This is a genomic window from Microcoleus sp. MON1_C5, assembly GCF_036701875.1.
Lineage (GTDB): Bacteria > Cyanobacteriota > Cyanobacteriia > Cyanobacteriales > Microcoleaceae > Microcoleus.
In genome coordinates, this window is record NZ_JAUBRN010000056.1 from 19,924 (window position 1) to 45,605 (window position 25,682).

A 25,682-nucleotide genomic window follows, 5' to 3' on the forward strand; every position below is an offset into this window, starting at 1 on the left:
GGTATTTCCCATGAGCAAGTGGTATCCGCAGCAAATTTTGCAAGAACCCGGTGTCAGAATGACCGCAACGGAGAAACAAACAATTCTCAGCAAATTTCCGCCTCCCGACGAAAACGGTCAAATATATGCCGACGGGGTTTTTGAAGGCGGCGGCGTGCGCGGAGTTGCATTTTTAGGAGCACTCAGGTGCTGTAGCGATTTGGGCATCCGGTGGCGAAAATTAGCCGGCACTTCGGCAGGTGCAATTACTGCCGCAGTATTGGCAACCGACTTGTCAATTGATGATTTAGAGGAAATTTTAGGTCAGCTCGATTACAGCATATTTTTAACTCAAAAAAATAGTCCTCTAATTTTAAACGGCGACCCCGCCGATGATTTGCAATCCCCAGCTTGGACGCTACTTTTTCTAACAGTTAGCCGTCAAATGGGAGAATATTCGGCGCAGCCTTTCCGGCAGTGGCTGGAAGCAATGCTCGGTCGAGGTAACTTGCAAACTTTTGCCGATGTCAAAAAAATCGTAAAAGACCGGGAATTAAAAGTAGTAATATCTAACCTCACTCGCGGTGAAATGTTGGTGCTTCCCGACGACTTACATCGGCGCGAATCGACAGATTCCGATGCTTTGTACGAGCAGTTGCACCTCCCAAGCGCTGAACATTTTAGCGTCGCTGAAGCCGTTCGGTTGTCGATGAGTATTCCGCTATTTTTTGAACCAGGAAAACTCGGCGATGACTTAATTGTAGATGGCGGAATTTTGAGCAATTTCCCCCTGTGGATTTATGACAAACAATCCGTCGGTGCGACTCCTGCGTCGCCGCGCTGGTTTACCTTTGGGTTTCGATTAGTCGATACCGGAATTGAGACTAAAGCTAAGATTGATACTCCCCTGTCGATGCTGGCGGCGATGTTCAGAACGATGATGAAAGCAAGAGACCGCTATCACCAGCGAGAAATGGATAAAGGCAGGGTGATTAATATTGATGTGACTGAAGCTGGAGTGACGACGACGGACTTTAATCTCGATGGCGATCGCAAGGCTCACCTGTACCGCTTGGGATATATGTATACTAAGAGGTTCTTTTTGAGTTCCAATTTTAGTTGGGACAAGCACTTGAAGGCTAGGGGCTTTGGGGCAGAGGCTGGCGGTTGATGTCGCGGATGCTAGACAGAGTAAGGGATTGAGGAATTTTTGAATTAGGGGTTGGCAAAAATAAGATGTGTGTGCTATAGTTAGTTACTGTCATCTTGGAGAGGTGGCTGAGTGGTCGAAAGCGGCAGATTGCTAATCTGTTAAGGGTGTTAACATCCTTCGAGGGTTCAAATCCCTCCCTCTCCGTTCTAGAGCTTCTAGGAAAAAATTCCTTTTAATCAAATTTTTGGACGGGCTAGAAGCCCATCCCACAAGAAAATTTTGTGGGATGGGCTTCTAGCCCGTCCAAATTATTTTTGCAGTTCAAGTCTAGTCTAGCCGCAATAATCAACTACTAAATCTAATTAAGCACTTTCATCGCTTCGACAACTTGCCGCGATATAAATGGCAAAATCTCTTCATTCTTGCTATTCTCTTTGCCCTCGGTAAATACAACCAACAAATACGGTCGCAAACCCGCTATTTCAATATAAGCCGCATCGTGACGAACTTGACTTGTCAGTCCCGCTTTTGACCACAATTTTGCTGATTCTGGCAATCCCCCGCCTAAAAAACCTGTTACTTGATTTTCGGGATCTGCCTCTAATTCTGCTGGGTCTAAACTGCGTTTCATTAAACCCATCATTTCTTGCGATGCTTGGGCAGAAACAGCTACGCCGCCGATTATACTGTGCAGCAAACGCGCCGCTGCATTTGTGGTCAGCATATTTCTATTTTCCATTAATTCTCCCAGAAATGCTCGTTCGCGACCGTAGGGGCCGTCACACCAGGTTTTTTGATTGGCGTTAATATTTTGTAATTCCGGCCAATCCAATGATTGAAAGTAACGGTTGACGATGTTTCGCTGCTGTTTCCAAGTTTCAAAGGGCGCGGGTGATAATTCTGGGCCGCTGGTGGTGCCGGTAAGGGCATCTACTACTAAACTGGTGGCGTCGTTGCTGGAATCAACTATCATATCTCGGACGGCGCGTTCTAATTCTGGCGATGTTTTAATCATGCCTTTTTGCGCCCATTCCCAGATGGCAACGAGGTAGAATAATTTAACGATGCTGGCGGGATAAATTCGTTCGGAAGCTCTAGCGCTAAAACCTCGCGGTTGATATTTCCAAAATTCTTCTGGACTCAGGGCGCCGCCTGTATTTACTCGCACCGGCGGATCGTAGACTATCCAGGTAATGGCTGTACGATCGCCACTTAATCCTGTAAATTCTGACAATGCGGAGTCTATAATGCTACTGCCGAGGGTTTCTAATTGTTCGTCTTGGTGAAAAAATGTCATGGTTAATGGCTGACGCTTAACGGTTAACGGCTAGCAGCTAATGGCAATCTATCGTTAAATGCGAACAATTAACAGCAAACAATGAGCAATTAGCAATGGCCAATTATCAATTATCTGATGTTGTGGAGTACCGAACCCGATCGCACATAAATATTTACGATTCCCCAAAGTGCGATCGATTGGCCACTCAAGCAGCGCTGGGGCGACATTTGCGAGTAGTTGACCCCCCCCAGCTTATGAAGGGGGGGAGAAATGGCATAGACTCGGTTGTTGAGGGGGATACAACGGCTGTGATGGTGCGGCTGTGCGAAGATGATTATCCGGGATGGCTGGATATTCGAGATGTTGAGTTGCTCGACCCGACAGAAACAGTGTATCATCCTCTGGTGCTTTCTGAGGCAGAAATCAAGGAAAAATTACCAATAGTAATTACTTTCGCTCGTGAGGCTATGAACCAATCCAATTATTATCTTTGGGGCGGTACAGTCGGGCCGAATTATGATTGTTCTGGCTTGATGCAAGCGGCTTTTGTGGCTGCCGGCATCTGGTTGCCGAGGGATGCTTATCAGCAGGAAGCTTTTACTAAACCTGTTAGTATCAGTGCTTTAGAACCGGGGGATTTAGTATTTTTTGGTACGCCAGAAAAAGCAACTCATGTAGGATTGTATCTCGGAGATAATCGCTACATTCACAGTTCTGGAAAAGCACAAGGTCGCAACGGTATCGGTATCGATGTTTTGTCGGACGATGGCGATCTAGTCAGTCAAGCTTATTACCAGCAATTGCGGGGATATGGTAAAGTTGTGGCAAGTTATCAACCTCATTAGTTGTTGACGGTTGACGGTTGACGGTTGACTGTTAACTAATGACTAATGACTAATGACCAATGACTAATGATTACTGATGTTATCTAACAAAGAAATGGACGCTGCATTATTTTTGGAAAAATTGGCTGCACAGCAGGCTGGCGCTGAGGTTGTTCTCGACGTTTCAGTGGTGGTGCCGGTGTATAATGAGGTGGAAAGTTTGCCTCATTTGATTGAGGCGATCGCCTCTTCTATCCAACCATCTGGACTCAGCTATCAAATTATTTGTGTAGATGACGGTTCTAAGGACGGTTCTGCTGAACTTCTCCAGCAGTTAGCCAGCACTCGCGATGACCTTTGTGCTGTAATTTTGCGCCGCAATTACGGGCAAACTGCTGCCATGTCGGCGGGTTTCGATCGCGCTCGCGGCCGTGCTATTGTTACCCTAGACGGCGATTTGCAAAATGACCCTGCTGATATTCCGCTATTGTTGTCAAAGTTAAATGAAGGCTACGATTTAGTTAGCGGCTGGCGGAAAAATAGGCAAGACAATACTATTAGCCGGTTGATTCCTTCTAAAATTGCTAACTGGTTAATTGGTCGCGTTACAGGCGTAACTTTGCATGACTACGGCTGTTCTTTGAAAGCTTATAAATCCGAGTTGGTAGCAGACTTGAATCTCTACGGGGAATTGCACCGCTTTTTGCCTGCCTTGGCGTTTATTGAAGGGGCGAGAATTGCAGAACTGCCTGTGCGACACCACGCCCGCCGTTTCGGTCAAAGTAAGTACGGAATTTGGCGGACTTTTCGCGTGTTGATGGATTTGTTAACTATTTCTTTTATGAAAAAGTTCCTGACTCGACCGATGCACGTTTTTGGACTTTTGGGACTGAGTTCTATGACGTTAGGAACGGTTTTAGGAATTTATTTGACTTTTCTGAAATTGGCTTTTGGTCAAAGTATTGGCAATCGTCCTTTGCTGATTTTGGCTGTGGTTTTGCTGTTAACTGGCGTGCAGTTATTTTGTTTTGGTTTGCTGGCGGAAGTGATGATGCGGACTTATCACGAGTCGCAGGGAAAACCGATTTATCGGGTGCGCGAGGTGTTTGGTTCTAAATAAGGGGTTGATTCCAATTAGACTAGGTGATAAAAAAAGGAAAAGTTTTGAGTTTTAAGTTAAATCATTTAAGACTCAAAACTCAAAACTACTTCCTAATCTTCAATTCTCCAATCTAAAATCTAAAATCTAAAATCTAAAATTGAGTGACTTTTTGAGCTTGTCGGAGAGATGTAATAGTTGCGATCGCGTGTTCGGCGACTGCATCTATTTCTGCTTCGGTATTGAACCGGCCAATACCAAACCGAATTGAAGCGTAAGCTAATTTGTCCGATCGCCCGATCGCTGCTAAAACATGAGAGGGAGATATTTTTGCGGAAGTGCAAGCAGATCCCGAAGAAACTGCCGCCGCCGGTTGCAAACCCAACATCAACGCTTGACCGTCAACCCCGCCTACACTAATATTGAGATTCCCCGGCAATCTCTTCGTAGCGTGACCGTTGAGAAAAACATCGCCCAATTCACTCAAGTTTTCCCACAAACGCTGCCGCAAATTAACCACTCGTTCTGTTTCCGACGGCATTTCTGCAATTGCCAATTCTACTGCTTTGGCAAACCCAACTATTTGCGGTGGGTAGAGAGTGCCCGATCGCATTCCCCGTTCGTGGCCTCCTCCGTGCATCTGCGGCGCTAGCTGCACTCTCGGTTTGTTGCGGCGCACGTAGAGAGCACCGATCCCTTTTGGCCCGTAGATTTTGTGGGCTGTCAAGGACATTAGATCGATATTCATCTCCTCTACGTCGAGGGGAATTTTGCCGATCGCCTGTGCCGCATCTGTGTGGAAAAGAATGTCATTTCCGCGACAAATTGCAGCAATTTCTGCGATCGGCTGGATGACGCCAATTTCGTTGTTAGCCGTCATCACTGAAACTAAAATTGTCTCGGCCCGAATCGCTTTGATCAAATCGCCTATATCAATCAGCCCGTCGCTTTTCACCGGCAAAACAGTAATGTCAAACCCCAATTTTTGCAAATAGGTACAGGGGTCGAGAATTGCATTGTGTTCGGTTTTTACTGTGATAATGTGCTTTCCTTTACTGAAATAAGCTTCGGCGATACCTTTGATCGCTAAGTTATTTGCTTCGCTTGCGCCGCTGGTAAAAACAATTTCTTCTGGGGAGGCGTTGATCGCTTCGGCTATGATTTGTCGTGACTGTTTTACCGCTGCTTCTGCTTCCCAGCCGTAGACGTGGTTTATGCTGGCTGCGTTGCCGAACTGTTCGGTGAAATACGGCATCATCGCATCAAGTACCCGTGGATCTACGGGGGTTGTGGCGTGATTGTCGAGGTATATAGGACGTGCGGACATAGTGCAGGGTTGGGTGAAAAAAGTGTTAGGTTTATTGTAGACGAGCCCCTTGTTCTACAACAAAACTTTATAATTAACATATATTTGTAAAGATTTATGCGAGCTGACATTCAGGGATTAGAAATTACTCTCGGTGAGCTCAAGCACCTCACCGGCGCGGGGCCCGATCGCGTATACCGGCCGCCGACAGCGACTAAGTTTGCCCGCGAAGCTTTGAAAACAGTCGGTTTAATTGTTTTGGTTCTCATCAGTTGTTGGCTGCTGGTTGCGATATTTCCTAGAGCTTATTTGTTGTGGTTCGCCCTTCACTTCGCTGCGATAGTTGGTTTAATCTTTGAGGATGCCTGGAAAATTCGGTGCAGCCAGCAAAACCAACATTTAATCAATCTTTTTGATGATGTGGAGCGCTATAATGGTATAATCAAAGCGATTGAAATTAATGACAAGATAGAAGATGCTGGCAATGCGAAAGTCAAAATCGGCGATCGCGCAAAAGTAATTCAAGCTTTGCAGCTAATCAGAGACGATTTAGTTCGAGCTTTGAAAACTGAAAGAATTCTTAGGGAAAACAAAAAATTTGTCGCTACTAACTCCGAATTGTTTACCAATAACTTAAAAAATTTGAATGCCCTGCAAATTAGCGATCGAGCCAGCGAACAAGGACGATTGCTCAACGAAGCTTTGCAGGTAGCCGTCGGAGTTCAAGCAGAAATGAAAAAGTTGCAAGAGCGAAACGATGCTAGTTTTAAAAATGGCAAAACTTAGTAGGGTACACGGCTGCGTGCGCCTCTTACCCAGTAGCAATATGCAGCTTACTGAACCGCTCTAACTAAAACACATTCTCCAAATTATAAGTTATGAGAATTGTGAAAAAAATATCATAACTATTGTAAATTTTTTCCTGTTACGTAACAGCTAAGGATATCTTAGAAAGGTGACGTTAACAACCAGGTCAGTATGTCTTCTGTTAAACCCAAGATTATAGTTCTCGACGACGATCCGACTGGTTCTCAAACCGTGCACAGTTGCTTGCTGCTGACACGTTGGGACGAAGACACCCTGCGTTTGGGGCTGCGGGACAAGTGCCCGATTTTCTTCATACTGACAAATACTCGATCGCTAACTCCCGAAAAAGCAGCCTCCGTCACCCGCGAAGTGTGCCAAAATCTAAAAAGGGCGATCGCCAGCGAAAAAATCGAAGACTTCCTAATAGTTAGCCGTTCCGATTCTACCCTGCGCGGCCACTATCCCATCGAAACCGACGCGATCGCCGAAGAACTTGGCCCCTTCGACGCCCATTTTCTAATTCCCGCCTTTTTTGAAGGAGGGAGAATGACCCGCCACAGCGTGCACTACCTAATAGTTAACAGCGTCCCGACACCAGTACATCAAACCGAATTTGCCAAAGATTCAGTCTTCGGCTACAGTCACAGTTACCTGCCAGACTATGTAGAAGAAAAAACCAAAGGTCGCATCCCCGCTGATGCAGTCGATCGCATTTTACTCGGAGACATTCGCTACGGAAGTTTAGATCGACTGATGGACATGACAGACAACCAATGTGCGGTTGTTGACGGCCAAAGCCAAGGCGATTTAGACACATTTGCCAAACACATTCTCCATGCAGTCAGTCAAGGCAAAAAGTTTTTATTCCGCAGTGCAGCAAGTATTTTAACATCCTTAGCTGACCTCGGCCCGCAGCCAGTAGCAGCCGAGGAAATGGCAAAATACGTGAGGGAGGGCAAACCCGGTGCAGTAATAGTTGGTTCCCACGTTAAGAAAACTACTGAACAATTGGAACGCTTGTTAAAAGAACCCAATATAGTTAGCATTGAAATAGATGTATCTCAGTTGGTAGAAGATTCACCAGAGTATCGCACCCAAATGCTCGATGAAATTCTCGAAAAAGTCCGCACTGCTCATGCAGATGGCAAAACGCCTGTAATTTATACCAGCCGCAAGGAACTCGAATTTGAAAATACCGAAGTCCGGTTAAAATTTGGAGAGGCGGTTTCTGCTTTATTGATGGATATCGTGCGGGGACTGCCGGCAGATATCGGGTTTTTAATTAGCAAGGGCGGCATTACTTCTAATGATGTTTTGAGTACAGGTTTGTCCCTGAAAAGTGTCAGGCAAATCGGTCAAATTATTGCAGGTTGTTCGGTGGTGAAAACCGATGCCGATCATCCTCTGTTTCCCAATTTGCCAGTTGTTTTGTTTCCGGGAAATGTGGGGGATAGCCATGCTTTGGCTACGGTTTACAAGCGGCTGAGCAAGTAGTATAGCTCGACCAATCGCAGATTAACCCAGATGAATTTAGCTTCGAGTCAGGGAGGAGAATGTTCATCTGCGGTTGGTCGATGGGTTTCAATGCTCGATCGAACTTTATGGCAATGGCCACTGCACGGTCACTTCAAAAAAAATCTCTAGTCTACTTTTTCCTTGCTAAATCCACCCAAATATGATAGACTAGAGAGTCTGTCTGTAAGTCAAGGTGTAACTCTAGGCGATCGGCAAAGTTGAAAATCGCCTCATCGTTAGGCAGTATCAAAAAAATTAGATTTCTCAAAAATAGTACCTCAGAACTCTACATATAGGGCCAACAGCACCAGAGCTACTGCTATCAGTAGCGTTTCCAGCTCGTATCAGCCTAAATTTTAAAATTAAGTAGAAATTTTCAGATAGTAATTTTCAGCTCAAAGGATTAGCATATAAGGGTGACAGAACATTATCATCCCCTAAACTCATTAAAAGATGGCCATTGGTTCAAGCTGATCTGTGGGGCGAGCTTTCAACACCTGCCTGCTGTACGGAATCTCACCTTGGCTTACACCTTAGCAGGCGCTGACTGTATCGATGTCGCGGCAGATCCCGCCGCCGTCGCCGCAGCGAAAGAAGCCCTACAAGTGGCCAGCGAATTACAGGCAAGAACTCAAAACCGCAGGTTTGGCGGCAAAGGGTTGCCGTTGCTGATGGTGAGTTTAAATGATGGGGAAGACCCGCATTTTCGCAAAGCCGAATTCAACCCAGCCGATTGTCCGGCGGACTGCTGGCGGCCTTGCGAAAAAATATGTCCAGCCGAAGCAATAGTTTTTCAGAGTGCTGGCAGTGGTTTTTCCGGGGTGATAGACCAGCAATGCTATGGCTGCGGTCGCTGTCTGCCGATTTGTCCGAGCCAACTGATTTACACTCGTTCTTACGTGTCTGCTCCCGCCGCGATCGCACCTTTAATCTTGCAATCCGGTGCCGACGCCCTAGAAATCCACACGCAAGTAGGCAGAGAGGCAGATTTTGCGCGACTTTGGTCGAGTATAGCTCCCTGGGTCGGTCAACTCAAGGTAATAGCAATTAGTTGCCCCGATGGAGACGGTTTGATTGATTATTTGCGGACACTCTATCAAATAATTTCCCCCCTTCCTTGTCCCCTAATTTGGCAAACCGACGGTAGGCCAATGAGCGGAGATATTGGAACAGGAACTACCAGAGCCGCGGTCAAACTCGGTCAAAAAGTTTTGGCGGCCCAGTTGCCGGGATACGTGCAACTGGCAGGCGGCACTAATGCTCACACTGTCAGCAAGCTGAGAGCCGACGGACTGATGAAGGATGGCGGGAAAAATTTGTCAGTTCCCCCTGTCCCATACATTGCAGGTGTAGCTTACGGCAGCTATGCCAGGGTTTTGCTATCGCCAATTTTAGAACAATTAGAAACAATGCAGACCGATCGAGCCTATGCCGTTCCGGTGGCAGTAGCGCGGTCAGGAGCCGGAGTTCAAACATCTCGGCTACCTCAGCTCGAAGCCGTCCCAGAACTTCTCTCGGAGGCCGTGAGTTTAGCTTGTTCTCTAGTTTCCCAGCTCAAAGAAATTTAGTCATTAGTCATTAGTCATTAGTCAGAAGTCATTAGTTACAAGTAAAAAACAACTGGCAACTGGCAACTGACAACTGACAACTGACTAAAAAGTTGAAAACGTCACCGAACACATCGAGGCGAATGCAGATTACAGACGACCTCAACAGATTATTAGACATCGTGCCAGATGAGATCCGGCAGCCCTTAGAGCAGCACCCGCAGCGCAACAATCTCATTGAGATTGTCATGGATTTGGGTCGCCAACCAGAAGCTCGTTTTCCATCCTTGGCCGAACCTCTTTCCCAAACGCCGGTTTCCAAGGCACACCTCAACTATTGCATCGAACGAGTCGGCCACTTCGGTGGCGACAACCGAGCCGGTATCGAGCAAACCCTGCACCGAATTAGCGCCATACGCAACCGCAGCGGCGAGATTATCGGCTTGACTTTGAGGGTGGGCCGCGCTGTGTTCGGGACGATCGGCATTATCCGCGATTTAGTGGAAACCGGTCAGTCAATTTTAATGCTCGGTCGCCCCGGAGTCGGCAAAACCACGGCCCTGCGGGAAATTGCCCGCGTGCTCGCCGATGACTTGGAAAAACGGGTGGTAATCATCGACACCTCCAACGAAATTGCCGGAGATGGAGATATTCCCCACCCAGCGATCGGCAGAGCTCGCAGAATGCAAGTTTCCCGTCCCGAACTCCAGCACCAAGTCATGATCGAAGCAGTGGAAAACCATATGCCACAAGTGATCGTGATTGACGAAATCGGTACGGAACTCGAAGCTTTGGCGGCTCGGACGATCGCCGAAAGGGGCGTGCAGTTGGTCGGTACGGCCCACGGGAACCGGATCGAAAACTTGATGAAAAACCCGACTCTGGCAGATTTAATTGGGGGCATCCAAGCGGTGACGCTGGGAGATGACGAAGCAAGACGGCGCGGTTCTCAAAAGACGGTTTTGGAGCGCAAAGCACCGCCAACTTTTGAAATTGCCATCGAAATGCTGGAACGCGAGCGCTGGGTAATCCACGAGCGAGTTGCAGAGGCGATCGACACTTTGCTGCGGGGACGCGAACCGCACCAGCAAATCAGAAGCGTCAGCGAGAGTGGAGAAGTAATTATCGAGCGTGACTCGCCCGCTCCCCCCGCCCGGTTTCCGGGGATGGCAGCTTCCAGCGGCCCGGCTGCGGTATCGGGAATGCGGCCGGTCACACCGATCTCAGGGTGGCGGAGTGCTGGCAAAATGGTGCCGATGCCCGCTCCCAGCGAGAACTTCGCTGCTAAAAGCGCGCCGGTTTCTGAGACTCGGTATTTCGAGCAACTGCTCGAAGAATCCCTGTCCGTCGAGCCGGTACCTAATGCCGGACGTTTTTCCCAGAATGTCGGCCCTAACGGCGAAGATTTGCCCCTTCACGTTTATCCTTACGGCATAGCTCGCCACCAGCTCGAACAGGTGATTTCGACGCTGAACCTGCCGGTACTGCTGACGAAGGATATTGAGAGCGCTGACGTGGTTTTGGCTTTGCGATCGAACGTTCGGAACCAGTCGAAATTGAGGCACTTGGCCAAAACTCGCCAAGTTCCCCTGCACACAATTAAGGCCGGCACTATTCCCCACGTAGCGAGAGCTTTGCGGCGCCTGTTGGACATGGATGACCCGGGTACCCCGGAAGTGGCAGACCTCGCCTTATTCGCCCGCAGCGGTTCTTCTGACGAGCTCGAAGCTTTGGAAGAAACGCGCTTAGCAGTCGAGCAAATTGTCATTCCGAAGGGACAGCCGGTGGAACTCCTGCCCCGTTCTCCCAACGTCCGCAAAATGCAGCACGAACTTGTGGAACACTATCACCTGAAATCCCACAGTTTTGGGGAAGAACCCAATCGCCGCTTGCGGATATATCCAGCTTAAAGTTGGAGGTTGAGGGCTTTGAAGGCAGAAGGTAGAAGGCAGAAGGGAGAATTTTTTCCTGGCTTGTGTCTTTTACCTTTTGCCTTTTTCCTTTAAGTAGCTGGCAACTTTCTGATATGATGTTTTGTAACACTGTTCTTGTTAATGCGAGCGGCTAAATTCCCGATTTCTAATTCCAAATTCGCCAATTTCCAATTACCACTTCTTCGACTACACGAGCTTACAAGTTACCCAATTCTCAATAGTTCAGCTACGCACTTCCCCTCGGCTTTGCGAACGGACGAGCCGCGGGCGATCGGCTATCCTCAGCACAAACTCAGCACCAGCTCAGTAAAAGTTGCCATTTCCCAAATTATTAAATGAATCTACCTGAGTTGACATGAATGATTCCATAATTCAGCTATTTATTAACTTAATTACTACTGAAATTGGTGTGCGAATTAGGTTCCAAGAGCGAGAGGGTTTGTGTCATAAAATTATGACTAGAATGAGAGAAAAAAACATCGCCGAACCAGAAAAATATTATAAACTTTTAACCGCCAAAACTTTTGAAAGTAAATATGAATGGGCAGAATTAATAGTGCTATTAACAATAAGTGAAAGTTATTTTATGCGAGATCAAGGACAGTTTGATCTGTTGAAAAAAGTAATTTTTCCTGAATTGATAGAGCAGAAAAGAAACTTGCACAAGACCTTCGGAATGCAGCCGACACTGCGAATCTGGAGTGCGGGCTGCTCCACCGGTGAAGAACCTTATTCTTTAGCTATTGTTTTAAAACAGTTGATTCCCGATTGGGAACAATGGAAAATATTAATTTTAGGTACAGATATCAATGAAAAAGTAATTAAAAAAGCGCCCCAGGGAGTTTACAGTCATTGGTCGTTTCGCCTGGTTGAACCGCAGATACAAAAGCAGTATTTTCATCAGAGGCAAAATGATTGGCAAATTAATCAAGAATTGCGCCAAAGTGTAACCTTTAGCTGTGTTAATTTAATCACAGATGAGTTTCCTAATATTTACCAAAATATTTATAACATAGACTTAATTTTGTGTAGAAACGTTTTTGTGTATTTTGAACATAAGTATATTTCACTGGTACTGAAAAAATTTTCCAATACCCTGAGACCTGGAGGATATTTAATGACCGGTCACGCTGAAGTTTACGGTCAAATTATGAACGAGTTTCAACCCAAGATTTTTCCGGAGTCGGTGGTTTATCAGCGTCGGGATGCAGTAGCGGAGGAAGGCTGTCAAATAGAGTCTAGGGTTGCGACGGTAGGGGAAGCCAACTCGGCATTTCTGGAATTCCCCAAACCAGATACTGTGGGGGATGATAGTGGTGAGTTGCTAACAGGAAAAACGAGGCTACCTAGTGTTACTAACAGCAATTTTCCAGAGATGCCGCCCGTATTAACAATAAGTAATCCGCTGGGGAAGATACTGCGCTCTCGCTATCGGGAGGACGGATTGGGGAACAATGCCGTGTCAGTTACACAAAAAATAATAGCAGAAAATACTCAAAAAAAAACGCCTCAAATGCTAATTTTAGAGGCTAAAAAATTATTTAAAAATCAAGATTATGCTGAGGCAATTCACAAGGCACAAGAGTCAATAGACTTGCAGGGGCATAATTTTGATGCTTATTTTTTAATCGCTCAAGTTCAGGCAAATGCCGGCAATTATTCTCAGGCAATAGAATACTGTAATCGAGCTAGAAAAGTAGATCCGGGCTCAGTATTTACTGATTATTTACAAGCTCACATTGCTGAAGAACAGGGGCAATTGGAAACAGCAAAACTTTTATTAAAAAGGACTATTTATATGTGTCCATCTTTTGTTTCAGCTTATATAGAACTAGGGAATATATACAATAAAGAAGGTCAAGTAAAAAGAGCGATTAAAATGTACAATTCATCTTGTGAAATCCTGAAAGCACTACCGCAACACACTCCCATAGATTCACAGGGGAAAATGACAGCTAATCAAGTGCTGGTGGATGTTAAAAAAAAGTTGTTAAGATTATACAGTAAAGAAACTGTACACTAAAATATGGACACTAAACCGTATCTTATCTTTGAACAGAACGGTTTTCTCTGCGGTATAGAAGCCTGTTATGTTCGGGAAATTTTCTTTCTGCCGGAGTTGACAGCAATTGCAGAAGCACCTGAAGATATTGTTGGGGCGATCGACCTTCGGGGCGAAATTCTGCCCGTGATGGATCTGAATCTGCGCTTTGGATACGCTTGGCAGGAGTATGCTGTGACAGATAGTACGATCGTCATCGAGTGGCAAGAATTGAAAGTCGGCATAATTGTCAATCAAGTTCGCGAAGTTAAGGAACTCTCAGAAGATGCCATCACTTCGCAGTTATCTTACGGGCGAGACAATTCAGAAGCCTCTCATCATTTTGTAGCTGGATTTGCCCGCTGCGAAGCCGATATTATCATGCTGCTGAATCTCGATCACTTAATTCGATATTCTCCCGAAAAGTCAGAGAAAAGCTGGCCTGTTTCTCCAAGCAATGCAGGTAATCAACAAACAGCAGGTGAGTCGGATACGGAAAATTTACAGTGGCAAATAAATGCAAACTTGTTAGGCAAAAATCCTCAAATTTTGAGCAATCGTCACGTTTTTCGCCCGCAGGCTACCCCGGAAGAAAAAGCAATTTTTCAATCGCGGACTAATAATTTGAGGCGGCGAGGCGAGGGGGAAAATGATGCTGCAATTAATATGTCCCTGGCGGTGTTTGTTTTGAATGGTGAATACTTTGGTATTCCTTTGGATGTAGTGCGCGAATTTACTGATATTAACCAAGTAACTCCGGTTCCTTGCACTCCCGATCGCATAGTGGGGAATATGAATTTACGGGGAGAAATTTTGACGCTAATTGATATTCGCAGTGTTTTAAATATGTCTTTAAATATGTCGGAGGCGGCAAATTATCTGTCTAAGGCGATCGTTGTTGAAGTGGCGGATTTGGTCGCTGGTATAGTTGTTGACGAAATATTAGATATTATATACTTAAATGTGTCGGAAATGGCGGCTGTTCCGGCAGCACTGCATTCTGCTAACCGCGAATATCTACGGGGGACAGCTATTTACGGAGAAAAAATGATGGCTATTCTGAACTTGCAAAAACTGCTCACAAAAGGAGGAGTAGTTGTGGATGAAGAGGTTTGAATCAAGAACAAGACTTACGCAAACCATATGTTTCATGAGTCAAGTGAACCATCGGGCTTGATACTTCATTTCCTTCGCAATCCCGATCCAACGCAGAGATCGGGACTGGTAACGAGCGGGACTCAGCCTGAGAGGATTATCTTGAAATTCGTCCAGGACTAAAGAAGTTAGTTATACCAAATCTGCTTTTCAAGCGCTATTTGACAAAGGAACCTAATTCGTGTATGCACGTGCTTAAATCAAGGAGAAAAATATGTTTGCTAAAATAAACCACTTAAACATTAGAAACAAGATGCTGTTCGGATATCTAGCACCAGCCGCTATATACTTAGGGTTTCCCGTATTAGTTATTGCTACTACAAATCAGGTGTTTAAAAATTTACAAGAAACGGAAAGGGTACAGCAGGTAGTCGAGGAAATAAGTAATATATCGCTAGGTGGGGAGCAAATGGTACGGGGGCTGCGCGGGTATTTAATTAATAATAAAAATCAGCAATTTTTAAAGGATTTTCAAGCAGGTGCAGAGTTGGCTCGTCAGTCGGCCAATAATATAGAGAATACAGTTAAAGATCCAGAACAGAGAACCCGTTTGCAAAGGATGCGAGAGCTACTCAATCAATATTATGATGCTTGTAATGAAGACATTGTTCGCTTACTGCAGCAAAATCAGACAGCGAAAGCTATGGCTGTATTTAATACAGGGAAGTACACAAATTTTCTGAATGATTTTTTAAAAGTGAACGGGGAATTTCGGGAAACAGAATTAAGTATCTTTAAGCAAAAAACGAAAATGACGAAGGAAGCTTTAACCTTTTTGGTATCGACGCTGCTGGTTGGTTCGGTGCTGTTAGTGGTGTTTGGTGCGGGCATAGCTTGGCTGATTTCGGCAGGAATTGCCCAAACTATCGATCGGGCAATTAGCTCGATCGCCTCTTCTTCCACTGAGATTGCAGCCACCGTGGAAGAACAGGAACGTATGGCAAGTCAGCAAGCAGCTTCAGTAAATCAAACTACTACTACAATGGACGAATTGGGAGCCTCTTCCAGGGCGACATCACAGCAGATCGAAACCGCCGTGGCTCAAGCAATGCAAGCCTTGAATTTAGCTGGAGGTGGCACAAAAGCTGTAGAACAAACTTTAGAAGCAATGGCCACTTTGAAAACTAAAGTTCAGGATATCCAAGGACAAATTATCGAGTTGAGCGAACAAACAGATCACATTGGTAATATCTCAACTGTAGTTAGCGATTTGGCGAATCAGACTAATATGTTAGCACTCAATGCTGCTGTTGAAGCAGTCCGGGCCGGGGAACACGGCAAGGGGTTTGGTGTGGTGGCGTCAGAAATTCGCAAACTTGCAGATCGCAGTAAAAAATCAGGAGCACAAATTAATCTATTAGTTGCGGATATTCAAAGGGCAATTAACTCAACGGTAATGGCGACAGACGAAGGGACTAAAACTGTGGAATCGGGCGTGAATATTGCCTCAGAAACTGCAGCAGCATTTGCAGGAGTTGCCAATGCCATTAACAATGTGGTTTTGAGTTCTCAGCAAATTTCGCTGAATGCCCAACAGCAATCGCTCGCGATCGAACAGGTAGTGCAAGCTATGAACTCCCTCAATCAAGCCGCAGCCCAAACCGCTTGCGGTATCAGTCAAACTAAAGTCGGCACTCAAAAATTGAATGAAGCTGCCTTAGATTTGAAAGCAGTTTTGTAGGAGAGCGATGAATTATGAGTAGTTCCCCAAAAAGGCCAAATATATCCTTAAAAATTAAAGCAATTACTTTGGCGATTTGTCGCGGTACAATTCCAGCGATATTAACGGGAGTAATAAATTTTATATTAGCAAATCATAACCTAATCTCCTATCGTTTTCGGTTGCATCGGAATGATACCGACGACACGGCAGTGCCGTGTCCCTACCCCGATCAATTGTAGGGGCACGGCACTGCGGCGTCCTGACTGTGGGTAATATTAATTCCGATGTTACCTGAGTTGATATCCAATCTGCACTGTAGTTAGTTGTGATTTGTGAGTTATTATTTGGGAGTTGTTTTTTTTTATTTACTACCCATTCTCCATTTCCTATACTTCTGCTACGCACGCTTACAAGTTCCCTATTGTCTATACTTAGACTATGGGAGCGTACAAGTTACCAGTAACCAATTCCCAGTAACCAATGATTAACCATTTTTTCCAAAAAATGCAGCCTCGACCAGAGCCGGGGAGTACGGTAAAGGTTTTGGGGTGGTAGCAAGCGAAATTCGTAAGTTAGCAGATGAAAGCCAACAAGCAGCCCAAAAGATTAATGGTATTATTCCAGAAATTAAGGGCGCGATCGACTCGACGGTGAAAGCAACTGAAGATAGGCGCAAAACGGTTGCAGCAGGGGTGAAAATAGCACAAGATACGGCAGGAGCTTTTATGGGTGTGAGGGAAGCTTGCAATCTTGTGTTTGCTAGCAACCAGCAAATTTCTTTTAATGTTAAGCTAAGCAGCAGGCCATCGCGATTCAGCAAGTAGGTGATGCGATGATTTCTATGAAGGAATGTGCGTCTCAAACTGTCAGCGGCATTACTCAAGTTACAATCGGTACTCAACAACTCACAGAAGCTGCATTTAATCTTAAAGAAGTAGTGTAGTCATTAGTCATTAGTCATTAGCAATCGACTGAGTATGCAACATAATTATCATTACCAATTACCAGTGAGTCCGGCTCAATTACCTATTAGTCAAAAACATATATGATGATTGAAGATCAAGAACTGCGAGATGTATTTAAGGTCGCTAGTCAAGAACACTTACAGAAATTAGACGACGGATTGCTGTACTTAGAACAACATCCGGCCGACTTAGCTAAGTTAGAACACTTATTGCGGGAAACCCATTCTCTTAAAGGTGATGCAGGGATGCTGGGAGTAAAAAATGTAGCATCTTTAGCTCATCAAATGGAGCATCTTTTGGAAGCGATCCAGCGGGGAGAAACTCAACTGAATTCGGATATTAGCGATCGACTTTTGCAAGGTTTAGACGCCATGCGGAAACTCGTTAACGAAGCCGTTACGGGCGAAGATTCCGGCGTTAATACATTTTACATCCTCGCTAGCATGATGGGTGCTTCTAGTCAGCCACAGCGACAGGCTGCAGCCTCAATAGTAGCTCCCTCATCTTCACAAGTACCAGAACAGCCGTTGGTAGAACCGCAATTTACTGAGCCTCCTACCCAAGAACTAGAAACAAATGTTGAAACTTCTGAAGTCCTTAACTTAGAGACAAATTCCTCTTTTTTACCCATACAATCCCCGCCCGAATTTCTACTGCAATCTCACAACTTGGCGGCACCTTCTGGATCCGCCGCTACGTCGGCTTCGCAGTCGGCAGTTACTGCATCCTCAACCTCATCTTACCGCATTGAAACCATTCGCGTTGCTACTCAAAATTTAGACGATTTAATGACTCAAGCAGGGGAACTTACTGTCACAAAAACTCGGCTAGGACACCGAGTTGCAGAGATCGAACAAATTACAACTTTGTGGGAAGAGTGGAGCAGAGAATATTTTGTAACGAGCTTGACTGTCGATCGGATGCCAATAGATGACAAAGATATTAAAACCAACGGTAAATTTAGCCAATTGCAGGATTACTATCAACGTACAGAAGAACGTTTAGAACGTCTCGGAACTTTAGTCAACCGCTTGAGAAATCGAGTTTATGAAGATACTGCCAGACTCGAATTAATCGCTGAGGCATTAGAATCAGGAATTCGCACTCTGAGACTGCTGCCTTTGTCTACTATTTTTAATTTATTTCCTCGAACTGTTCGAGACTTAGCGAAACGGGAAGGTAAAGAAGTTGCATTAGTGATTGAAGGAGGCGAAACTACAGCAGATAAACGCATTTTAGAGGAAATGAAAGACCCTTTAATGCACATGATTAGAAATGCGATCGACCACGGTATTGAAACTGTTGAAGAGCGGGAAAAAATAGGTAAACCTCCCGTGGCTACTCTCCGCATTAAAGGCTATAATATTGCTAGCAATATTATTATTGAAGTGGCTGATGATGGTCGAGGACTCAATCTAGAGAACATTAAACAAACGGCTATAAAACGTAATATTTGTACGCGCGAACAACTGGCAGAAATGACAGAGACTCAAGTACAATCTTTAATTTTTAGTCCTGGTTTTTCGACCAAAAAATTTGTTACAGAAGTATCGGGGCGCGGGGTAGGTTTAGATGTAGTTCGCACTAATGTTGAAGCCCTAAAAGGTAGTATTCAAGTAGAGTCATTACCGGGGAAAGGATGCACCTTGAGGCTGCAAATAAGCACGTCTTTAGCTACAGCAAATGTATTAATTGTAGTAGTTGAAGACATTCCTTATGCTCTGCCAGTCGAGTTTGTAGAGACGGCCCAACAGGTGTCTCAGTCTGAGATATTTGCTATAGAAGGTAAGGAAACTATACTTTCCAACGGTCAGCCTCTGTCAGTTGCTCATCTGAGAGATTTACTAGAATTAAACCATAGACAAGGTTGGCAAAAAAATCGATATTTGAGGCAGGAAACCGGGAGCGAAATTATGAGAAAAAATTTCCCAGACTTCCTCAATTCAACTTATTCAAAAATGCCTTGTATTGTTTTGAAAGTTGGGGAGGAAAGATTGGGATTATTGGTAGATGCTTTGATAGACGAACAGGATGTGGTGATGAAACCTCAAAGTCAGTTGCTGAAACGGGTGCGAAATGTTTCGGGTGCCACAATTCTGGGTACTGGGGAAGTTTGTATGGTACTCAATCCCCACGATTTGATAAAATCTGTACGCCAGCAAGTTTCGTCCCGTGGGGTTTCTGGTGCGCGATCGCAACTTGAGACTGCCACCAGAAAACAAGTTATACTCTTAGCAGAAGACTCGATCGCCACGCGCACTCAAGAAAAGCGCATTTTGGAAGGTGCGGGTTACGAAGTTGTGACAGCGGTAGACGGATTGGATGCTTTCCATAAATTAAAAACTCGCCATTTTGATGCTGTGATTTCTGACGTACAAATGCCAAATTTAGACGGTTTGACCCTGACTGTTAAGATTCGGGAGCAAAAAGAATACAGTGAGTTACCGATAATTTTAGTAACATCTTTGGCATCCGATGAAGATAGAAAAAGAGGAGCTGATGCGGGAGCAAATGCTTATATTCCTAAAGGGACTTTCAATCAAGATGTGCTCATAGAGACACTAAACAGGTTAGTTTAGTCATTAGTCCTTAGTTATTAGCCATTTCTTATTTACTATTAATTAGCGAGGCCCAATGCCCAGTGCCCAGTGCACAATTACCATTGCATCGATTCCCAATGCCCAATACTTTGACTACGCGGTTCCTGAGCGAGTCGTGCTTAGCTTAGTCGCTCGCGAAGCCGAAGGGAAGTAAGTCGAAGGGCAGTACAAGTCGCCCATTCCCAATTGCCCGTTCTCAATTGCTCATTCCCAATTTCCCCCCAAACTGATGTTATCGCCCATTAAAGTATTGTTAGTTGAAGATTCTCCAGTAGTTACAATCGTCCTCAAACGAATTTTTGAGTCCTCCCCCGAAATCAAAGTTGTAGGAACCGCTTGCAACGGGTTAGAAGCACTAGAATTAATCCCGAAACTTCACCCTGAAGTAATCTGTACGGATTTGAACATGGCACCAATGAACGGATTAGAATTTACGAAAGAAGTAATGAAGAAATATCCGCTACCAATTTTAGTAATTAGTGCTTCAGTACAAGCGAATGATACTCAGAATGTATTTCAAGTGTTAAATGCTGGTGCATTGGATGTTTTTCCGAAACCGATTGGTGGCTTGGTATCAGATTACGAGCGGCTAGGAAATCAATTAATAGCTAAAATTAAAATAGTCTCAGGAGTTAAAGTATTTACACGGCATCAAAAAATTATACAAACAGAAGATAATAACCCACTGGTAAAAATCAACCAAACACCAGTTGTTAATTACAAGTTTTCCCACGAAAATCTTAAATATCAAACTATTAAAGTATTGGCTATAGGAGCTTCTACAGGGGGACCGCAAGCACTATACGCCATTATTTCTAAACTTCCGGCTAGTTTTCCCGTGCCTGTAATTTGTGTCCAGCACATCAGTGAAGGTTTTTTGCAAGGGTTAGTTGATTGGCTGGGTAATGAATCGAAACTGCCAGTTAAGATAGCTTCTTTTGGGGAATTGCCACAAGCAGGGACTGTTTATTTCCCGCCCGAAAAACGTCATTTAGAATTGGACTCTCAAGGGCGATTTGTTTATTCAGAAGCTGCTCCTGTCATGGGACACTGCCCTTCTGTAACGGTGACATTTAAGTCGGTAGCTAATTTTTATAGTCGGGCAGCAGCGGGGGTTTTGCTGACAGGAATGGGTAGAGATGGTGCTGACGGAATGTTGGCTATCGCTAAACAGGGCGGTTTGACAATCGCCCAAGACGAAGCTAGCTGCATTGTCTTCGGAATGCCCAAGGAGGCGATCGCCCTCGGTGCAGCCCAATATGTTCTACCTGTCAGTGCGATCGCTCCCTTACTCCTGGCTAAATTAAAAATTTAGGACTTACCCCGCAAATAGTGTAGAATACCCCGATCCGGGACTTGTTAAAAAAATCGGGGATAAGAAAGCGCGATCACAACTTTTTTGTTCATTAATTACTCAAATTACTTCATAATTACTCAAAACTGAATTTTTTTCTAAGTCCGATTATTTGATTTTGATAAACTTACCAATTACCTCGCGCAACTTCTCAGCATCAAACGGCTTAGTTAAATACTCTGTTGCTCCCGCCAAACGCCCCTGTACCTTATCAAAAGCTCCATCTCGCGCTGTCAGCATTACGATCGGCAAATTTTGAAACTGAGGCAAGCTCCGCACCGTGCGACAGAGTTCCAATCCGTCAATACCAGGCATCGAAACATCGAGCAACAAAACAGAAATTTGTTCGTGATAAATCGTTGACAAAGCATCCACTGCATTGTCGGTTACGAGAACTCGAAACTCTTTGCTTAAGGCCTGTTTAACAAGTCCTTGCATCACGACGCTATCATCAACTGCCAAAATAGTTGGTACTTGACTGCTACTTGCAGACATATTCTTCTCCCTGTTTATTTATAGTTCTTGAAAATACAAAACATACTTCCGCCCGTCATTTTTTTAGAGTTGCCTCTGTGCAATAGTTGCCAACCCCGTTGGAACATTAGTAGAAAGTTTAGTCCTGTTTTTTTACATCAAACTCGAAAAAAGGGATTGGGAGAGTTGTCGCTCAGCGATTACAACAGTTGCAAAATGTGCATCTGGGCCCAGAAACCCTAGAAGGTCGAGTTGAAGTAACTATTGTTACAAAGTTTAACATCTTACCAATCTTTTGTAATTCATCTCCTAACTGTAGTTGAACGACCGTCTAAGGCACAGCTCGCTAAAGGACACTGGTATTGTGGCACACACCTCTGATTTAAATCTACCAGCAAGCCAGCTACCCAGGATTAGACAAGTTTGTTAAAATACAATTAAACTGATTAAAAAATTCTAGGTAAGCAATCGCGTTATATTTTGGAAAGCTGCTTCCTCTCAACAGAGGCTCTTAGATTTAGAGAGCCGGAGGTATTCAAAAGCATAGTCAACGGGAAGTATAATTTATATAGTCTTAAGATTTGGGGTACTCTAACTCCCATAACTCAAAAGTTTCCAGATCGGTCAAGAGGTTAGTCTGAATTCGGCGCAAGCAACCTGCGCCGAACTGGCGCCCAGAGTCTCCCAGCACAGAATTCATAGCTTGTTTTTCAAGGGAAGTATTGAGAAGGGCGGTTGCCAGCAACTAGACGGGCAGTTACACATGATGAAAGCACCCTTGCCTCTTGGTAAAAAAAGTGTTCAAGCTCCATAACATTGACTTGTATCAGCTTCTCGGCTCTGATCCAGACGCTTGCTTGGACAATTTGGTCGGTTTGGCAGCTCAGATCAGCCGAACTCCTATTGCTTTCTTGAGCTTGATTGACGGTAACCGCCACTGGTTGAAGTCGCAGTTAGGTATCGATCAAAGTTTGGCCCAGCGTTACCTGAATTTTTGCGATCGCGCCCTGGACAAAATTCCCGAAGAGTTCGCAGTCGGTTCAAACTCAAACTCGGAATTTGACCAGGCAATTCCCCTGCAAAAACCGCGAGTTGCTCCCGAATCTGCGATCGAACTCCCTATAAATTCCTTTAAAGAACTGCCTGCCGCCATTGTTCGAGACGCTTCCACAGACGTGAGATTTGGCGAGCATCCCCTAACGGTTTTCTACCCCTTCGTGAAATTTTACGCCGGCATCCCAGTCATGACCTCAGATGGGCAGATGCTGGGAGTGCTATCGGTCATGGACTCAGTACCGAGAGACTTGACAAAAGAAACCATAGAAGCTATCCAAGCTTTGAGTCGGCAAGTTGCGAGTTTGGTGGAGCTGCGCTGGCAATTAGTCAAAGCCCAGAAACAGTTGGCAGAGGCAGAAGATATCAGCTCGGACAGCCCGCAAATCTCGGAGTTAGTTTCTGGCTCGAACCCATCCAGCTTGTGTGCCGTACATACCCCACAGAGCAGCAGGAGAATATACGGCACAAAAAAGCTCCCGACGATCGAGGAAACAGGCAAATCTCAATATTTGTGGGAAACTTCAGCGAGCATCGGGCGCGCGGACGATACCAAACAAATCCGAGAAATCTTTGTCGGTTCCGGGGACACATCGGATCGCCAACTAACGGCAGCGTCCCTACAAGAGCGAGCTCGCTTGGGAGCTCTGCAAGCTAAAGTCGGTGCAGCCCTCGGACAAGGTGGGAAAATATCGCCCATCCTCAACCGCTGCACCGAGGCAATGGTAGATTACCTCGACGCCAAAGAGGCGAGCATCTGGACGTTCAACCCGCAGACAGAGCAGTTAGAATTGCAGGCCGATTCAGGACTCAGCACCGAAGGGTGGGAACGGGAAATAAAAGATTGGGTGCGAGCAGAACCGGGAAAACTCCAAACGGCTCCTGTATGCCTACTGTCGAACCCGTCTCTCTGCGCCATTGCCTATCCGCTGATTGTGGAGGAGCGGCTGGTGGGAGTGATGGCTTTGTGCAGTAGCGCTTTGGCAAGCGACGGAGCGCTAGAAGTTCTGGGCTGCATGGCTAACGCCATCGCCGTGGCGATCGATCGCATTACGGCCCGAGAAGAATTGTTGAGCCGCCGGGAAGGCCTGCTCTTCGGCCTTGCCAGCCAGATGCGGAATTCCCTCGACCTCGACAAAATTTTAGATACGGCTGTCAACGAAATTCGCAGCTTGTTGCAGGTTGACCAGTGCTACTTTTTGTGGTATTCCATCTCGCAAGACGGGCAGCAAAGCTTTGCAATCACCCACGAGGCGGCAAATCCCGAACTGAAAGAGCGGCTTACAGAATACCCGATCGAACAAGTAACCCTGCTGGCCGAGAAAATTTGCCACCGCCAAACACTCCGGATCGGGGACGCGGCAACAGCACTGTGCATAGAACCGCCCACGCGAGATTTTTTGACCAGTCTCGGCATTGTTTCTAACCTGCTGCTGCCGCTCAAGACTCGCTCCGGTCAAATGGGTGCTGTAGTTTGCAACCATTACAGCAGCCACCGTTCCTGGACGACGAGCGAAGTGGAATTGCTGCAAGCGGTGGTGGATCAACTGGCGATCGCGATCGACCAAGCCGAACTCTACGCCCAAACCCGGGCGGCAGCCTTAGCCGCTCAAACTCAAGCCCGCCAACTGACGGAAACTTTGCAGCAGTTGCAGCAGAAAGAAGCTCAGCTCATCCAAAACGAAAAAATGTCCTCTCTCGGTCTAATGGTCGCCGGCGTCGCCCACGAAATTAACAATCCGGTTAATTTTATTTACGGCAACTTGACTTATTGCAAGCAGTACATGAGGAATTTGCTGGATTTACTGCACTTGTATCAAAAGCACTACCCGGAGCCTTGCCCCGAAATTCTCGACAAAAGCGAAGAAATCGATGTTGATTTCCTAGTGCCGGATTTGCTGAAAATTCTGTCTTCAATAGAGATGGGAACCGAACGCATCCGCCAAATTGTCCTGTCTCTGCGGAACTTTGCGCGGCACGACGAAGCAGAGATGAAGCTGGTGGACATTCACGAAGGGATTGACAGCACGCTGCTGATTTTGCAGAGCCGCCTGAAGTCAAACGGACTCGTACCGGGAATTGAGGTAATTAAAGACTACGGCAACTTGCCGAAGGTAGAGTGCTATCCCGGGCAGCTCAACCAAGTATTTATGAATATTTTGGCGAATGCGATCGACTCTTTGGAAAATCAGCCCCCACCCAAGACGATCAAAATCTCGACGGCGGTGGTGGACCCAGACTCGGAGGCTGGTGAGTCAGGAAAGTCGAGCGGTCAAGTTGTGGTGATTCGGATTCAAGACAGCGGGCCGGGATTGGCCGAAAAAGCTAAATGCCACTTGTTTGACCCTTTCTTTACCACTAAACCTGTGGGCAAGGGTACGGGGCTCGGCTTGTCAATCAGCTACCAGATTGTGGTGGAAAAACACGGAGGAAGCTTGAACTGTATCTCGAAACCGGGACAGGGAGCTGATTTCAGGATTGAAATCCCGGTAGCTCGCCCCCCTGCGATCAAAGAATAAACCGGCCGGCGATCGGTTCCAAAAACATTTTTTAAATTTTATTGTCAAAATGCTTGACAGATTCCAGTGTTTGAATGTTAAGATAGTGAAGGTTAAGACGTTGGGGCGTCGCCAAGTGGTAAGGCAGCTGGTTTTGGTCCAGCCATTCAGAGGTTCGAATCCTTTCGCCCCAGTTAAATTGTGTTCGGTCAATCAATTATTTAACTGATAGTTTAGAGTCACCGCTCGTCCGACGAGAGAAAAACGACTGCCTAACTACAAACCTAATTAGGGGTTGCTCACAGGATATAAGAAACCGGGTTTCTTGCTGCGGATTTGGCCTAAAAGCGTAGATTTGCGGCGTTGCACAGTTGTGGTATGCTGAGCGCTAACAATCAACGAAAATTTAGCTATGATTTGTCCTGAATGTCAATCT

General features: G+C 45.6%; 17 protein-coding genes and 2 tRNA genes. 16 read left to right on the top strand and 3 right to left on the bottom strand.

From position 1 onward, the window contains the following. The first annotated feature begins 10 nt into the window (after window positions 1–10). Window positions 11–1,150, top strand: a complete 1,140-nt coding sequence (locus QUA71_RS22840; RefSeq protein ID WP_333214025.1) for a patatin-like phospholipase family protein — start codon at window positions 11–13, stop codon at window positions 1,148–1,150. Between the two features lie 97 nt (window positions 1,151–1,247). Continuing rightward, window positions 1,248–1,336: transfer RNA gene (locus tag QUA71_RS22845), tRNA-Ser, on the top strand. A 154-nt stretch (window positions 1,337–1,490) separates the two neighbouring features. Here QUA71_RS22845 and QUA71_RS22850 read toward each other — a convergent pair. Beyond that, window positions 1,491–2,429 carry a serine hydrolase gene (locus QUA71_RS22850; RefSeq protein ID WP_333288517.1) on the bottom strand — a complete coding sequence of 313 codons (939 nt, stop codon included), beginning with the start codon at window positions 2,427–2,429 and terminating at the stop codon, window positions 1,491–1,493. A 95-nt stretch (window positions 2,430–2,524) separates the two neighbouring features. Here QUA71_RS22850 and QUA71_RS22855 point away from each other — a divergent pair, with 95 nt between their 5' ends. Both QUA71_RS22855 and QUA71_RS22860 read left to right on the top strand, forming a co-directional pair. After that, window positions 2,525–3,256, top strand: coding sequence for a C40 family peptidase (locus QUA71_RS22855; RefSeq protein WP_333288519.1), 732 nt, complete (start codon window positions 2,525–2,527; stop codon window positions 3,254–3,256). A gap of 76 nt (window positions 3,257–3,332) precedes the next feature. Continuing rightward, window positions 3,333–4,355, top strand: a complete 1,023-nt coding sequence (locus tag QUA71_RS22860) for a glycosyltransferase family 2 protein (protein WP_445243820.1) — start codon at window positions 3,333–3,335, stop codon at window positions 4,353–4,355. A gap of 133 nt (window positions 4,356–4,488) precedes the next feature. Here the strand turns inward: QUA71_RS22860 and QUA71_RS22865 are convergent, their stop codons facing one another. Next, window positions 4,489–5,661 (bottom strand): IscS subfamily cysteine desulfurase, encoded by a 1,173-nt coding sequence (locus QUA71_RS22865; RefSeq protein ID WP_333288521.1) that lies wholly within the window; start codon window positions 5,659–5,661, stop codon window positions 4,489–4,491. A 96-nt stretch (window positions 5,662–5,757) separates the two neighbouring features. Between QUA71_RS22865 and QUA71_RS22870 the strand changes: the two genes are divergently transcribed. The 10 genes from QUA71_RS22870 to cheB all read left to right on the top strand — a co-directional run bounded on the left by QUA71_RS22870 (window position 5,758) and on the right by cheB (window position 21,182). Then, a complete protein-coding gene (locus tag QUA71_RS22870) occupies window positions 5,758–6,426 on the top strand; it encodes a hypothetical protein (RefSeq protein WP_333288523.1) in 669 nt (222 codons plus the stop codon). Window positions 6,427–6,618: 192 nt separating this feature from the next. After that, window positions 6,619–7,941: a four-carbon acid sugar kinase family protein gene (locus QUA71_RS22875; RefSeq protein WP_333288525.1), complete on the top strand. Its 1,323-nt coding sequence runs from the start codon at window positions 6,619–6,621 to the stop codon at window positions 7,939–7,941. A 437-nt stretch (window positions 7,942–8,378) separates the two neighbouring features. Continuing rightward, a complete protein-coding gene (gene ldpA, locus QUA71_RS22880; protein ID WP_333288527.1) occupies window positions 8,379–9,530 on the top strand; it encodes a circadian clock protein LdpA in 1,152 nt (383 codons plus the stop codon). Between the two features lie 122 nt (window positions 9,531–9,652). Continuing rightward, entirely contained in the window at window positions 9,653–11,419 is a 1,767-nt protein-coding gene (locus tag QUA71_RS22885; protein WP_333288529.1) for a R3H domain-containing nucleic acid-binding protein, read from the top strand. Window positions 11,420–11,906: 487 nt separating this feature from the next. After that, window positions 11,907–13,466 carry a CheR family methyltransferase gene (locus QUA71_RS22890; RefSeq protein ID WP_333288531.1) on the top strand — a complete coding sequence of 520 codons (1,560 nt, stop codon included), beginning with the start codon at window positions 11,907–11,909 and terminating at the stop codon, window positions 13,464–13,466. Between the two features lie 3 nt (window positions 13,467–13,469). Next, the gene (locus QUA71_RS22895) at window positions 13,470–14,600 is read left to right on the top strand and encodes a chemotaxis protein CheW (RefSeq protein ID WP_333288533.1); all 1,131 of its coding nucleotides are present in this window, start codon (window positions 13,470–13,472) and stop codon (window positions 14,598–14,600) included. A gap of 253 nt (window positions 14,601–14,853) precedes the next feature. Next, entirely contained in the window at window positions 14,854–16,320 is a 1,467-nt protein-coding gene (locus QUA71_RS22900) for a methyl-accepting chemotaxis protein (RefSeq protein ID WP_333288535.1), read from the top strand. Between the two features lie 530 nt (window positions 16,321–16,850). After that, window positions 16,851–17,126 carry a methyl-accepting chemotaxis protein gene (locus QUA71_RS22905; protein WP_333288538.1) on the top strand — a complete coding sequence of 92 codons (276 nt, stop codon included), beginning with the start codon at window positions 16,851–16,853 and terminating at the stop codon, window positions 17,124–17,126. Between the two features lie 224 nt (window positions 17,127–17,350). Further along, the gene (locus tag QUA71_RS22910; RefSeq protein WP_333288545.1) at window positions 17,351–19,846 is read left to right on the top strand and encodes a hybrid sensor histidine kinase/response regulator; all 2,496 of its coding nucleotides are present in this window, start codon (window positions 17,351–17,353) and stop codon (window positions 19,844–19,846) included. Between the two features lie 250 nt (window positions 19,847–20,096). Continuing rightward, a complete protein-coding gene (gene cheB, locus QUA71_RS22915; RefSeq protein ID WP_333288540.1) occupies window positions 20,097–21,182 on the top strand; it encodes a chemotaxis-specific protein-glutamate methyltransferase CheB in 1,086 nt (361 codons plus the stop codon). Window positions 21,183–21,329: 147 nt separating this feature from the next. On the opposite strand, the gene QUA71_RS22920 is transcribed toward cheB, so the two are convergent. After that, a complete protein-coding gene (locus QUA71_RS22920; protein WP_006631154.1) occupies window positions 21,330–21,716 on the bottom strand; it encodes a response regulator in 387 nt (128 codons plus the stop codon). Window positions 21,717–22,492: 776 nt separating this feature from the next. Between QUA71_RS22920 and QUA71_RS22925 the strand changes: the two genes are divergently transcribed. Both QUA71_RS22925 and QUA71_RS22930 read left to right on the top strand, forming a co-directional pair. Continuing rightward, window positions 22,493–25,267: a GAF domain-containing protein gene (locus QUA71_RS22925; protein ID WP_333288542.1), complete on the top strand. Its 2,775-nt coding sequence runs from the start codon at window positions 22,493–22,495 to the stop codon at window positions 25,265–25,267. Between the two features lie 101 nt (window positions 25,268–25,368). After that, window positions 25,369–25,440, top strand: a tRNA-Gln gene (locus QUA71_RS22930). Window positions 25,441–25,682: the final 242 nt, after the last annotated feature.

Excerpts from the sequence above, each read along its gene's own strand:
- QUA71_RS22840 (WP_333214025.1), top strand. The coding sequence starts at position 11 with ATGAGCAAGTGGTATCCGCAGCAAATTTTGCAAGAACCCGGTGTCAGA.
- QUA71_RS22850 (WP_333288517.1), bottom strand. The coding sequence starts at position 2,429 with ATGACATTTTTTCACCAAGACGAACAATTAGAAACCCTCGGCAGTAGC.
- QUA71_RS22855 (WP_333288519.1), top strand. The coding sequence starts at position 2,525 with ATGGCCAATTATCAATTATCTGATGTTGTGGAGTACCGAACCCGATCG.
- QUA71_RS22860 (WP_445243820.1), top strand. The coding sequence starts at position 3,333 with ATGTTATCTAACAAAGAAATGGACGCTGCATTATTTTTGGAAAAATTG.
- QUA71_RS22865 (WP_333288521.1), bottom strand. The coding sequence starts at position 5,661 with ATGTCCGCACGTCCTATATACCTCGACAATCACGCCACAACCCCCGTA.
- QUA71_RS22870 (WP_333288523.1), top strand. The coding sequence starts at position 5,758 with ATGCGAGCTGACATTCAGGGATTAGAAATTACTCTCGGTGAGCTCAAG.
- QUA71_RS22875 (WP_333288525.1), top strand. The coding sequence starts at position 6,619 with ATGTCTTCTGTTAAACCCAAGATTATAGTTCTCGACGACGATCCGACT.
- QUA71_RS22885 (WP_333288529.1), top strand. The coding sequence starts at position 9,653 with ATGCAGATTACAGACGACCTCAACAGATTATTAGACATCGTGCCAGAT.
- QUA71_RS22890 (WP_333288531.1), top strand. The coding sequence starts at position 11,907 with ATGAGAGAAAAAAACATCGCCGAACCAGAAAAATATTATAAACTTTTA.
- QUA71_RS22895 (WP_333288533.1), top strand. The coding sequence starts at position 13,470 with ATGGACACTAAACCGTATCTTATCTTTGAACAGAACGGTTTTCTCTGC.
- QUA71_RS22900 (WP_333288535.1), top strand. The coding sequence starts at position 14,854 with ATGTTTGCTAAAATAAACCACTTAAACATTAGAAACAAGATGCTGTTC.
- QUA71_RS22910 (WP_333288545.1), top strand. The coding sequence starts at position 17,351 with ATGATTGAAGATCAAGAACTGCGAGATGTATTTAAGGTCGCTAGTCAA.
- cheB (WP_333288540.1), top strand. The coding sequence starts at position 20,097 with ATGTTATCGCCCATTAAAGTATTGTTAGTTGAAGATTCTCCAGTAGTT.
- QUA71_RS22920 (WP_006631154.1), bottom strand. The coding sequence starts at position 21,716 with ATGTCTGCAAGTAGCAGTCAAGTACCAACTATTTTGGCAGTTGATGAT.